This is a genomic window from Bacillus sp. FSL K6-0993 (assembly GCF_037977205.1).
Lineage (GTDB): Bacteria > Bacillota > Bacilli > Bacillales > Bacillaceae > Bacillus > Bacillus subtilis.
This window is the reverse complement of record NZ_CP150275.1, coordinates 3570772-3583727: the sequence shown is the minus strand read 5'-3', so window position 1 is coordinate 3583727 and position 12956 is coordinate 3570772. Positions and strand designations below refer to the sequence as shown.

13 protein-coding genes are annotated in these 12956 nt (G+C 44.0%); 3 read left to right on the top strand and 10 right to left on the bottom strand.

Features of this window, described 5'->3' with window-relative positions; all coding sequences use genetic code 11:
- Positions 1-26: 26 nt before the first annotated feature.
- Positions 27-1355: an arsenic transporter gene (locus tag MHH79_RS18530; protein WP_080344233.1), complete on the bottom strand. Its 1329-nt coding sequence runs from the start codon at positions 1353-1355 to the stop codon at positions 27-29.
- A 210-nt stretch (positions 1356-1565) separates the two neighbouring features.
- Complete coding sequence (alsR, locus tag MHH79_RS18525; RefSeq protein WP_003227859.1) at positions 1566-2474, bottom strand: acetoin biosynthesis transcriptional regulator AlsR; 909 nt, start codon at positions 2472-2474, stop codon at positions 1566-1568.
- A 157-nt stretch (positions 2475-2631) separates the two neighbouring features.
- On the opposite strand from alsR, the gene alsS reads away from it, so the two are divergent.
- The 3 genes from alsS (at position 2632) to MHH79_RS18510 (ending at position 5799) form a co-directional block, all read left to right on the top strand.
- The gene (gene alsS, locus MHH79_RS18520; protein ID WP_047183300.1) at positions 2632-4344 is read left to right on the top strand and encodes an acetolactate synthase AlsS; all 1713 of its coding nucleotides are present in this window, start codon (positions 2632-2634) and stop codon (positions 4342-4344) included.
- Between the two features lie 60 nt (positions 4345-4404).
- The gene (gene budA, locus MHH79_RS18515) at positions 4405-5172 is read left to right on the top strand and encodes an acetolactate decarboxylase (RefSeq protein WP_340034803.1); all 768 of its coding nucleotides are present in this window, start codon (positions 4405-4407) and stop codon (positions 5170-5172) included.
- Positions 5173-5271: 99 nt separating this feature from the next.
- Positions 5272-5799 carry an NAD(P)H-dependent oxidoreductase gene (locus MHH79_RS18510; RefSeq protein WP_063334775.1) on the top strand — a complete coding sequence of 176 codons (528 nt, stop codon included), beginning with the start codon at positions 5272-5274 and terminating at the stop codon, positions 5797-5799.
- A 39-nt stretch (positions 5800-5838) separates the two neighbouring features.
- On the opposite strand, the gene MHH79_RS18505 is transcribed toward MHH79_RS18510, so the two are convergent.
- From MHH79_RS18505 to MHH79_RS18470, 8 genes are all read right to left on the bottom strand, one after another.
- Entirely contained in the window at positions 5839-6135 is a 297-nt protein-coding gene (locus tag MHH79_RS18505) for a DUF3892 domain-containing protein (protein WP_015384831.1), read from the bottom strand.
- 155 nt (positions 6136-6290) lie between these two features.
- Entirely contained in the window at positions 6291-6827 is a 537-nt protein-coding gene (locus tag MHH79_RS18500) for an SH3 domain-containing protein (protein WP_100505904.1), read from the bottom strand.
- Positions 6828-6937: 110 nt separating this feature from the next.
- Positions 6938-7855: a ribose ABC transporter substrate-binding protein RbsB gene (rbsB, locus tag MHH79_RS18495; RefSeq protein WP_024572245.1), complete on the bottom strand. Its 918-nt coding sequence runs from the start codon at positions 7853-7855 to the stop codon at positions 6938-6940.
- Between the two features lie 12 nt (positions 7856-7867).
- Positions 7868-8836, bottom strand: a complete 969-nt coding sequence (gene rbsC, locus MHH79_RS18490; protein ID WP_015483786.1) for a ribose ABC transporter permease RbsC — start codon at positions 8834-8836, stop codon at positions 7868-7870.
- A 1-nt stretch (position 8837) separates the two neighbouring features.
- Positions 8838-10319 carry a ribose ABC transporter ATP-binding protein RbsA gene (rbsA, locus tag MHH79_RS18485; RefSeq protein ID WP_015384828.1) on the bottom strand — a complete coding sequence of 494 codons (1482 nt, stop codon included), beginning with the start codon at positions 10317-10319 and terminating at the stop codon, positions 8838-8840.
- 15 nt (positions 10320-10334) lie between these two features.
- Positions 10335-10730, bottom strand: a complete 396-nt coding sequence (gene rbsD / locus MHH79_RS18480) for a D-ribose pyranase (RefSeq protein ID WP_015384827.1) — start codon at positions 10728-10730, stop codon at positions 10335-10337.
- Positions 10727-11608: a ribokinase gene (gene rbsK / locus MHH79_RS18475; protein WP_340034801.1), complete on the bottom strand. Its 882-nt coding sequence runs from the start codon at positions 11606-11608 to the stop codon at positions 10727-10729. Before rbsK ends, rbsD begins: the two co-directional genes overlap by 4 nt.
- A gap of 1 nt (position 11609) precedes the next feature.
- Entirely contained in the window at positions 11610-12590 is a 981-nt protein-coding gene (locus tag MHH79_RS18470; protein WP_015483783.1) for a LacI family DNA-binding transcriptional regulator, read from the bottom strand.
- Positions 12591-12956: the final 366 nt, after the last annotated feature.

Below are 12956 nucleotides of genomic sequence, written 5' to 3'. Positions count from 1 at the left end.
AAGGCAGTTTTTCGTTTCATACTGTGCTAAAGAAATAACCAACTGATCCAAAAATATAAACATGTTAACGTAAAAAGAACAGTCAGCGGAATGATGATAATGGTCGTTTTTATATATTCGCCCCATGAAATGCTTTCATCATGCTGTTTTAATATATGCATCCAAATAAGCGTTGCTAAGGTTCCCATAGGTAATAATAATGAACCGATATCACTGCCGATAATATTTGCCAAGTAGATGATTTTTGTTGTTGAAGGATTCAGGGTCATTTCAGTTAAGGTAAAAGTACTGATCATTAACGCTGGATGATTGTTAAAGAGATTAGAAAAAACAGAAGTAGAGATACCTGATGCGAAAGTTGCATGGGCGAGGCTTCCAGAAACCACGGGTTCAAAATAATTCACAAGTAACTCAGTGAATCCAATATTATGCAGACCATAAATTAAGACATACATAGTAAAAGCGAATATAAAAATGTGCCAAGGCGATTTATATAACAAGTCTCTTGGGGAGGTTTTGAAATAAATCCATCTCCAGCTCAACAGGATAAAAGATCCGATGACAGCGACTAGAGGAACAGAAATACCGGTATATGATGCTGCAAATAGACTCATTCTGACGAGAAAAACAAATGCAAGCACAAACAACATGATTTTTGTTTGATTTTGTTCTGGTAAAGGAGCTGATGGCGAATGAAGAGGATGGTACCTTCTATGCCGCAGAGACTGAAAATGGCTCGGTATATCTGGCAGGTTCTTGGGAAGACGTTTATAAAAGAACATAAACAGTAGACAAGTCATAAAAATGAGTCCCATCATACTAGGGACAAACATCATGGCAGTGTGAAGATATAGATCCATTCCAATTATTTTGAGAGAAATTAAATTAACAATATTACTTACGCCAATCGGTGCGCTAGAGGCTGTGGCTATTAAAACACCGCTTAATAAATATGGGGCTTTTTGATGTTTTTTTAAACCTAAATATTTTAGTACAAGCAAAAGGATTGGAGTTGTGATCAAAATGCTCCCATCATTATTCAGGAAAATGGTCATGAGAAAGCAGAGCAAATTGGTTAGCCAAAAAAGCTTGATGCCTGAACCCTTGGATTGTTGGAGCAGTTTTGCAGCCACCCAATAAAAGAAACCAAAGCTTTCTAGTGCAATGGCCATAATCATAGTGGCAAGGATTGTAACCGATGCACCCGTGACTTTTGTTCCGATTTCCCCTAAGTCTGCCAATGACACACTTCCGCACAATAAAACCATTAAAGCGCCAAATGTGGCGGGGATAGCTTCATTTAGTCCTTTTGGTCTCCAGAAAATAAAAATCATTGTTACGAAAAAAGCGAGCAATGTGAATATGCCGGTGAACTCAATAATTTACTTCACCTCTCTATCTTTCATTTTTAAAATCAAACTAATGTCCTGCGCTTACTAATGTCCTTGCCAACTATTTGTACTGTATGTATACGTATACTGATATAAAGTTGTACTAAGCGATTATATTAAATTAATAAAATTTCCATAAGAAACCCAAAAGAAAAAAGAGATTGCAAGTATCGTTCATGTACCTGCATCACTCTCTTTAGTTCTTGTCTGCTGACAATTTGAAATATGAATAAAATGCTTTATAAGCGGATTATGATTGTCTTTGCGGTAAGCAATAACCCATTCTGCATTAAGCTGTATTTGGTCCATTTTTCGATAAGTAACATCCAAATTAAATAATTTTTTGGCTGAGGAAGGAACAAATGTCATACCAATTCCGGCACTGACTAAACCAATCACCATTTGATATTCTGTGGCTTCCTGGACAATGTTGGGTCTGAAGCCCGCTTGTTCACAGAACTGAATAAAATCCATGTATAGAGTAGGCCATGCTTCTTTAGCAACAGTAATAATTGGTTCATCTCTTAAATCCTCAATCGTAATTGATTCCTTAGAAGTCAATGGGTGTTGCTTAGGCAAAGCTAAAACACAAGGGCTGCTTTGGGCGGTTTCGATATGTAAAGCTGTATGCTGTAAGGGAGGATGAAGTATACCAATATCAATGTTGCCCTTTAGTAGCTCCTCCTGCTGCCTAGACGAGGATATTTCACGCAGTTCTATTTTCACAGATGGGAATTTTTTACGATATTCCCGGACAATCGGCGGCAGAAATTCATATGTAGCTGATCCGACAAAACCGATTACGAGAAGGCCTTGCTCGCCGCGGGCCGTCCGCTGTGCCAGTTCAATTCCTTGTCCGATTTGCATCAATGCCATCCGGCAATGATTTAAAAAGATTTCTCCTGCTGCGGTAAGCTCGACAAATCGTTTTGTCCTTTTCAGAAGCGTAACTCCGACTTCTTCCTCCAGCTGTTTGATCTGCTGGCTGAGAGGAGGCTGCGTCATGTTCAGCCGCCGGGCAGCCTTTCCGAAATGAAGCTCTTCGGCTACTGCGATAAAGTATTGAAGATGGCGAAGCTCCATTCAATATGCATTCCTTTCCATAGGTTAATAATTCGTATTACATATTAATCATAAGGCGAATCGATATTGGAGGTCAATTTCCAAAGAGTGTATAGTGAAACTTATCACAAGATATTTAAAATTTTACGTTTAAAATGCATAATAAGGAGTGAGGGTGTTGACAAAAGCAACAAAAGAACAAAAATCCCTTGTGAAAAACAGAGGGGCGGAGCTTGTTGTTGATTGCTTGGTGGAGCAAGGTGTCACACATGTATTTGGCATTCCAGGTGCAAAAATTGATGCGGTATTTGACGCTTTACAAGATAAAGGACCTGAAATTATCGTTGCCCGGCACGAACAAAACGCAGCATTCATGGCCCAAGCAGTCGGCCGTTTAACTGGAAAACCGGGAGTCGTGTTAGTCACATCAGGACCGGGTGCCTCGAACTTGGCAACAGGTCTGCTGACAGCGAACACTGAAGGAGACCCTGTCGTTGCGCTTGCTGGAAACGTGATCCGTGCAGATCGTTTAAAACGGACACATCAATCTTTGGATAATGCGGCGCTATTCCAGCCGATTACAAAATACAGTGTAGAAGTTCAAGATGTAAAAAATATACCGGAAGCTGTTACAAATGCATTTAGGATAGCGTCAGCAGGGCAGGCTGGGGCCGCTTTTGTGAGCTTTCCGCAAGATGTTGTGAATGAAGTCACAAATACGAAAAACGTGCGTGCTGTTGCAGCGCCAAAACTCGGTCCTGCAGCAGATGATGCAATCAGTGCGGCCATTGCAAAGATCCAAACAGCAAAACTTCCTGTCGTTTTGGTCGGCATGAAAGGCGGAAGACCGGAAGCAATTAAAGCGGTTCGCAAGCTTTTGAAAAAGGTTCAGCTTCCATTTGTTGAAACATATCAAGCTGCCGGTACCCTTTCGAGAGATTTAGAGGATCAGTATTTTGGCCGTATCGGTTTGTTCCGCAACCAGCCTGGCGATTTGCTGCTAGAGCAGGCAGATGTCGTTCTGACGATCGGCTATGACCCAATTGAATATGATCCGAAATTCTGGAATGTCAATGGAGCCCGGACAATTATCCATTTAGACGAAATTATCGCTGACATTGATCATGCTTACCAGCCTGATCTTGAATTGATCGGTGACATTCCGTCCACGATCAATCATATCGAACACGATGCTGTAAAAGTGGAATTTGCAGAGCGTGAGCAGAAAATCCTTTCTGATTTAAAACAATATATGCATGAAGGTGAGCAGGTGCCTGCAGATTGGAAATCAGACAGAGCGCACCCTCTTGAAATCGTTAAAGAGTTGCGTAATGTAGTCGATGATCATGTTACAGTAACTTGCGATATCGGTTCGCACGCCATTTGGATGTCACGTTATTTCCGCAGCTACGAGCCGTTAACATTAATGATCAGTAACGGTATGCAAACACTCGGCGTTGCGCTTCCTTGGGCAATCGGCGCTTCATTGGTGAAACCGGGAGAAAAAGTGGTTTCTGTCTCTGGTGACGGCGGTTTCTTATTCTCAGCAATGGAATTAGAGACAGCGGTTCGACTAAAAGCACCAATTGTACACATTGTATGGAACGACAGCACATATGACATGGTTGCATTCCAGCAATTGAAAAAATATAACCGTACATCTGCGGTCGATTTCGGAAATATCGATATCGTGAAGTATGCGGAAAGCTTCGGAGCAACTGGCTTGCGCGTAGAATCACCAGACCAGCTGGCAGATGTTCTGCGTCAAGGCATGAACGCTGAAGGTCCTGTCATCATTGATGTCCCGGTTGACTACAGTGATAACATTAATTTAGCAAGTGACAAGCTTCCGAAAGAATTCGGTGAACTCATGAAAACGAAAGCTCTCTAGCACTCTGCGCATCACGACACTGTTTTATGAACAGCACTAAATAAAAGGAGTGAAGGGAATATGAAACGAGAAAGCAACATTCAAGTGCTCAGCCGCGGTCAAAAAGATCAGCCTGTGAGCCAGATTTATCAAGTATCAACAATGACTTCTCTATTAGACGGAGTATATGACGGGGATTTTGAACTGTCAGAGATTCCGAAATATGGAGACTTCGGTATCGGAACCTTTAACAAGCTTGACGGAGAGCTGATTGGGTTTGACGGCGAATTTTACCGTCTCCGTTCAGATGGAACTGCGACACCGGTCCAAAACGGGGATCGTTCTCCGTTCTGTTCATTTACGTTCTTTACACCGGACATGACGCACAAAATTGATGCGAAAATGACACGCGAAGACTTTGAAAAAGAGATCAACAGCATGCTGCCAAGCAGAAACTTATTTTATGCAATTCGTATTGACGGATTGTTTAAAAAGGTGCAGACAAGAACGGTAGAAATTCAAGAAAAACCTTACGTGCCAATGGTTGAAGCGGTCAAAACACAGCCGATTTTCAACTTCGACAACGTGAGAGGAACGATCGTAGGTTTCTTGACACCAGCTTATGCAAACGGAATCGCCGTTTCTGGCTATCACCTGCACTTCATTGACGAAGGACGCAATTCAGGCGGACACGTTTTTGACTATGTGCTTGAGGATTGCACGGTTACGATTTCTCAAAAAATGAACATGAATCTCAGACTTCCGAACACAGCGGATTTCTTTAATGCGAATCTGGATAACCCTGATTTTGCGAAAGATATCGAAACAACTGAAGGAAGCCCTGAATAAAAGAAAAAAAGAAAGCCCCTTTTAGCAGGGCTTTCTTTTTATTTGGCTCTTTTCCTGATTTTAGATAAAATAACATCAAAACAGTAAAGGTGTGGTCTGATGAAAATATTGGTTTTGGCAGTGCATCCTCATATGGAGACCTCAGTTGTTAATAAGGCGTGGGCTGAGGAATTGAGTAAACATGACAATATCACAGTACGGGATCTTTATAAGGAATACCCGGATGAAGAAATAGATGTTGCGAAGGAACAGCAGCTGTGCGAGGAATACGATCGGATTGTCTTTCAATTCCCGCTATATTGGTACAGCTCTCCGCCGCTCTTGAAAAAATGGCAGGATCTTGTGCTGACTTACGGCTGGGCTTTTGGTTCAGAAGGAAATGCCTTGCATGGGAAGGAGCTGATGCTGGCTGTATCAACAGGGAGCGAAGCGGAAAAATATCAAGCGGGCGGAGCAAATCATTACTCGATCAGTGAGCTATTGAAACCATTTCAGGCTACGAGTAATCTGATCGGCATGAAGTATCTGCCTCCATATGTGTTCTATGGCGTGAATTATGCAGCTGCAGAGGATATTTCTCTCAGTGCAAAACGGTTAGCCGAATACATCCAGCAGCCTTTTGTTTAAAATACAGCCCTGTCCAACATACGGCAGGGCTGTATTTGCTTAAAAATCCGGCAGCTCAGACAGGTTATTTTCCTTAATGCCGTCCGGTTCACTTCGCAAAATGTCACGCCCGTATTTATGGAAGACATCAACATGAGCGAGTTTTCCTGCTTTTGCTTCTGACAGCGCGGTAGGGTAGTCGAGCTCTCTTCCTGTATTGGTTTTCACTGCGATAATATTGTCTTCCTCATTTCTTCTAACCGCAATAATTTCTTCTTTTCCAGATGGAACATTTTCTTGATCGACAGTTGTTTGCCGGGCTTTATACGATTCATATGCTGCTTCAAATTGATCCATATTTACACCTCCGCTTTTTAGCGTGAACAAAAATGTCGATGATCATGTAAGGTTTCGACACAGCATACGACAATATTTCCTGAGAAATATCTTGGGAATGTGACAAATCCATTCATAATAAAAGGGATTCCGCATAAATACGGAATCCCTCTCAGTTATTTTGTCATGTGTAAATCCTTTGTTTTCATATAACCTGTCGCACCGCCGTAATCAACGAATACCCAATCAAAATCAAAACCGCCTTTATTCGTTTTACTCCAGCCTAAAAAAGAAACGCTTGTGTCTGCTGGAAGAGTCTTAATGCACTTTCCATCAGCGGATGTATATACTTTTGTTTTTGTTTTGGTTTTTACCGTTGTCGCTGCTTTTACAATGTAATGAGTGGATACAAACCCTATCTTTCCGTTTTTATACTGAACCTTTGCCCAGTCAGCATTTGAGAAGGAAATCAGCTTTAGGCTATCTCCTAAGTGCAGCGTATCGGCTTTCTGGCTTGATGCGGAAGGCTTCGTTCTGACATTTAGAGCCTCTGCTGATACCAAATAAGAATCAATCGGATAACTGTATAAATCATCAATGCTTACCGTTGTTTCTGGCTGTTGAGCATGGATCGTTCCAGCGCCCCCTGCAGTAGCCGCAGTCATTCCAGCCGCAAGTGCTAATGTTGAAAATATTTTTGTTGGTTTGTTCATGCCGTTCCTCTCCTCACGTAAGAGAAATAATTCATTCTATATCCCTATTCACGTTATCGCAGGTTCCTAAACATGAAAAAGGATCAGATAAAAATCTGATCCCGTGACAATTATTTTTGTGTTTCTAGTTTGAGAGGCGCGGATATTGTTTTTTGCACTTTTTTTCCGTGCAAAATATCATCTGCTGCTTCTGTAGCCAGTTTACCGATTAACTCAGGCTGCTGAGCGACGGTGGCTGACAGCTTTCCATCTTTAATGGAAGCGAGCGCATCTTTATTGCCGTCAAAACCGATCACCAATATGTCTTTCCCCGAACTGTTAATTGCCTCGAGAGCACCGAGCGCCATTTCATCGTTGTGAGCAAAAACAGCTTGGATATCAGGATGTCCCTGCAGCAGGTTTTCCATGACAGTCAGGCCTTTCGTGCGGTCAAAGTCAGCTGATTGTTTTGTGACAACTTGGAGCTTTTGGTCTGCGATGTTATGGAATCCTGAGCCGCGTTCCCGTGTGGCAGATGCGCCGGGGACGCCTTCAAGCTCTGCCACCTTTGCTCCTTTTCCAAGTTTGTCGGCAATAAACGCCGCGGCCATTTCACCGCCCTTTACATTATCGGAAGCAACGAGGGTTTCAACTTTTCCTTGTTCGGCAGATCGATCGATTGTTACGACGGGCACACCGACTGCGTTTGCAGATTCTACTGCCGTTGAGATCGCCGAAGAATCAGTCGGGTTGATTAATAATGCATCAACACCTTGCTGAATTAAATCTTCCACGTCACTCGTCTGTTTCGATGAATCATTTTGTGCATCAACAATGATGACTTTCATTCCCCGTTTTTTAGCTTCTTTTTCGATACCCTTTTTTAATGAGACAAAAAAAGGATTATTAAGCGTTGAGACGGACAAGCCAATGGTGAATTCCTTTTTGTTCCCCGAGTTTGACGGCTTTGCCCATTGGGGAGGCTCAAGCGAACAGGCGGTTAACAAAAATAATGATAACGTTAAAATGACGGATACAGCCTTTTTCATGTGAAAACCCTCCTAAGCTGACTTCTTGCGGTCTAATAATACCGCAATTAAGATAACAATCCCTTTGACAACCAGCTGATAAAATGATGAGACGCCAAGCAGATTAAGTCCGTTATTAAGTGTGCCGATGATCAGCACCCCGATTAACGTGCCGACAATGCGTCCTCGGCCGCCGGAAAGACTTGTCCCGCCTAAGACGACTGCCGCGATAGCATCAAGTTCGTACGATTCCCCCGCAGTCGGCTGGGCCGAATGCAGGCGGGAAGTCAATATGGCACCTGCAAGAGCGGATAAAAGCCCGGCTAAAGAATAGATCATCACTTTCACGCGCGTCACTTTGATGCCTGAAATGAGCGCGGCTTTTTCGTTGCCGCCGATAGCGTACGTTCGGCGTCCGAATGGTGTTTTATGAAGAAGCACCCAAAGGATGACAAAGGCAAGAACCATCGTAATCGCCGGTACAGGAATGCCTAAAAAGTAACCGCGTCCGAACATCTGAAAAGCGAAGTTTGTGCCAAGTCCAGTAATCGGATTTCCATCTGTATACACTAGCGTCAGTCCGCGAAACACAGTCATGGTCGCAAGCGTGGCGATAAAGGGCGCCATTTTTCCTTTAGTAATCAATAATCCGTTGATCATGCCTAGTACGGCACCAATGATACAGCCAAGGATGATCGCGAGAACCGGATCGACACCGGACACAATCATCCCCGCAACTAAAGCACTGGACAGGGCAAGAATAGCGCCGACAGAAAGATCAATGCCGCCTGTCAAAATGACAAAGGTCATCCCGAACGCGATTAATCCGTTAATGGCGACCTGGCGAAGCAGGTTTAAAATATTCAGCGGTTCAAGAAAGCTGGGATTTAAAATAGATACAATGATAACGAGAATAAATAAACCAAGAAACGGGCCGAGTTTTTGCATGACTCCGTCGAAGTGAATCCGTTTTTGTTCTGTTTGCAGTTGCTCCGTTTTCATATTACCGCCCTCCCGTGGCAAGTGTCATAATTCGTTCTTGTGTTGCTTCTCGTGCATGGATCTCTCCGCTGATTCTGCCTTCATGGACAACGATAATCCGATCGCTCATTCCCAGAATTTCAGGCAGCTCTGATGACACCATGATGATAGCGACGCCGCGTTCGGTCAGCTCATTCATCAGCGTATAAATCTCTCGTTTGGCGCCAACATCCACACCTCTGGTTGGCTCATCCAAGATAAGCACTTTCGGTCCGATGCCGATCCACTTGGCTATCACCACTTTTTGCTGGTTTCCTCCTGATAAATGGCGTGCGTGCGTTTCCGGTGATGCTGTTTTGATAGTGAGGCGTTTGATTAACAGATCGACAAATTCAGCCTCCCGCTTGTAATCAATGAGACCCTTTGGTGAGAAGCTGGACAGATTGGGCAGGGCAATATTTTCGCGGATCGAGGTGTCGAGCAGAAGCCCTTCATCCTTGCGATTCTCTGTAATAAAGCCGAGACCTTTTTTCACGGCTTCCTGCGGGTTCTTAATAGCCGTTTTTTTCCCAGCGATCCATATCTCACCCGTGTCCAGCCTGTCAACGCCGAACAGCGCTCTCATCATTTCTGTCCGGCCAGCTCCCATTAATCCTGAAACACCGACGATCTCACCGGAACGAACATAAAAGCTGACATCTTCAAAACTCCCTTTTACGGAGGCATTTTTCACCTCGAATACTTTGTCACCGAGAGAAGGAGTGCGTTTTGGATATCGTTCAGTCAGCTCCCGTCCGACCATTTTTTTGACGACTTCATCAAAATCAGTTTCTGAGATGTTTGTTGTATCTACCGTTTTTCCGTCACGCATGATGGTAATTCTGTCGCAAATCGCAAAAATTTCTTCCATGCGGTGCGAAATATAGACAATGGAGACGCCGTTCTTTTTTAACGCTGTAATGACCTCAAAAAGCTTGCTGATTTCGCGTTCAGTCAACGCTGCGGTCGGTTCATCCATAATGATTACCTCGGCATTTGTCATAAGCGCTTTTGCGATTTCGATCATTTGCTGCTGTCCGACGGAACATTCGCCGGCTTCTTGATCAAGAGAAAGAGAGACGGAGAGTTTGTCAAATTGCTCTTTTGCTAGCGCTTTCATTTTTCTTGTTTGTAAAACGCCCAGCTTGGAGGATATCTCTTTACCGATAAATAGATTCTCAAGAACGGTCATTTCCGGCCAGATATTCAATTCCTGATGGATAAAGGCTATTCCATGCTGTTCCGCTTCTTTTGGATTGGAAAAATACGTTTCGTTTCCGTTTATGCTGATTTGACCTTTATCTGCTTTGTGCAGGCCTGTCAAAATGTTCATAAGCGTGGACTTGCCGGCGCCGTTTTCTCCCATCAATGCATGTACCTCGCCAGGCACGAGCTGAAAGGAAACGCCTGACAGCACCTGGTTTTTTCCGAATGCTTTATGAATGTCTTTCATTTCAATCTGCATGTTTCATCCTCCTTTCTAGAAAAGCACACCCGCCTGCAGGATGCAGTTGGCATATGGTGTGAATTCTCCTGTTCTTATGACTGCCTTTGCTTCATTTGTCAGCAGCTTAAACTCCTCATGAGAAAGGTATTCAATCTCTTGTTCAGAGAAAAGATTTTCTAGAAATCTCGCATTGTCCTGATTGGATGCTTTTATTTCAGCTGCAGCAATGACTTTTTCGACCGCCATTTCCTCAGCCAGTACTGCCGCTGTATCTTGGAAAGCCGGAAGGCCCGGCTTCAGTGAAAGATCAATTTTCAAAACGCCGTCGGGAACAGGCAGTCCGGCATCCGCGATGACAATTTTATCAGTGTGGCCAAGGTCGGCTAAAATCTTGGCAAGATGGCTGTTCAGCATACCGTGTTTTTTCATGACAGCAGCTCCTCTACTTCATTTCTTGTCGGCATTCCGCCTTGGGCACCGAAGGAACAGACAGAAAGGGAAGCGGCACGGTTGGCAAACCGCAATGCGGCTTCAATGTCTTTTCCCTCAGCCAGGGCCACGGCAAATGCTGCGTTAAACGTATCACCGGCTCCGGTTGTATCAACGGGCTCAACAGGAAAGGACGGGATGAGCACTTCTTTGCTGCCAGCCGAATAGCGGACGCCTTGTTTTCCTTCTGTAATAAAGAGCTTTGCCGGATAAAGCGCCAGAGCTTCAGAAATGGTAAGCTCAGGGAATAAAATCGATGCCTCGTGTTCATTCGGCGTCAGATAGGTGGCGTGATCAATTGTTTCCTGCTTGAGCGGGCGGGCCGGTGCCGGGTTTAGCATGATCGGGATATCGTGAGAATGGCAGTATTTGCACACCTCATCAACCGTCTCTTCTGGGATTTCCTGCTGAATCAGCACCATATCGACCTTTTCAATCTGTTCGAGCGCGTTTAACGCATACGCTGGGGTGATGTCATCGTTCGCGCCTTTGACAACGACAATGCTGTTATCACCTTCAGCAAGCACAATATGAGCGGTTCCGCTTTCCGTATGTGTAACCGGTTCCATATAGTCAGTGCGAACGCCGTTAGCTTTTAGATTATTCAAAATAACTGTTCCATAATGATCGTCTCCAACCTTGCCGACCATAAACACTTGAGCCCCAAGTCTGGCTGCGGCAACGGCCTGATTTGCTCCTTTGCCGCCCGGCACAGTCTGAAAGGACGTGCCAAGAACCGTTTCACCGGCTTTTGGGCGTTTGTCCGAGGTGACCACTAAATCCATAGAACAGCTACCAATCACACAAATATTACGCATCTTAATCTTCCTTTCTTGTCGTCTTTCTTCCTATATAGGTGACAGGCATTTGAATTGCCGTTTCTGCCAGCGGCTGTTTTTTGATGATACCCAAAAGCAGTTTGGCAGCTTCTTTCCCCATATCATATGCAGGCTGTCTAATTGTAGAAAGTGGCGGGAACAGAAGTCCGCTTTGCGGAATGTCATCATAGCCGATAATTTGAATGTCCTCCGGCACGTTTTTTCCGCGCCGCAATGCTTCATGTAAAACGGCAGCGGCTTGAATATCATTACTCGCGATCACACCATCTGTCGCTGGATAAGCGGCAAACAGCTCCTTCGCCATCGATTGTGCATCTTTAATTGAAAATGAAGCCGTCTCAATGACCTGAAACTCAACTTCAGCCTGCTTTAAGATTTCCAAAGCGCCGTTAAAGCGGTCTTGAGCGGTCGGCAGGTGAGCGGGTCCTCTCAAGAGTGTAATGCGCTGGCTTTTTCCGTGAATGATAGCCTTGGCGGCTAACTTTCCTCCTTTATAACCGTCACTGGACACAGAAGGGGCTCCTTCTAGTGTTCTGTCCAGAAAAACAACTGGATAATTCATGCCGCTGTATTCCTCGAGATCCGGGTAATTCGTTGCGGCAATAATGCCTGCGACATGATTTTGTTTAAAGGTTTGAAGGTATTCAAGTTCTTTTTTCAATTCCTCGTCACTGTTGCCGAAAATAAGGCGATAGCCTTCCCGGTTCAATTCATCCTCCGCACCGCGGGCAAGCTGGGGGAAGAAAGGGTTTGTGATATCCGGGAGCAAAAGTCCGATCAGTCGGGATTCTCTTTTATATAGAGATCTGGCGACTTCGTTCGGGTAATAGTTCAGCTTCGCCATCGCCGCTATGACACGCGTTCGCGTTTCTTCGTGTACATAGCCGTTATCATTCAGGACGCGGGAAACCGTCGCAACTGAAACGCCCGCCGCTCCGGCGACATCTTTAATTGTAGCCAAAACAGCTCCTCCTTGCTTATGTAACCGTTTACATAGATAGATTATCATGAACAATCCGAAGTTGGCAATAAAAATATCAAAAGAAATCTACTTGTAAATTGTATATATAATTGAAAAATTTAAGGTTTTCACTCTTTTTTTGACAAAGTCTTCACAAATATGGATGAAGATTTCATGAACAAATATTAAGTTTTATTAAAATTGTTTCAAAGTCATGCGTTTAGACCTGTAAATGGTGAGAAACAGAAAAGACTATCATCCCAGAAAATGTTTAATTATGTTAGAGAATTCGGACTCGTATGTTTAGCGTTTTCATCTCGAACCTCCTTAGTCATTTTGGAATGGGCCTAATATTGCTTATTCCAT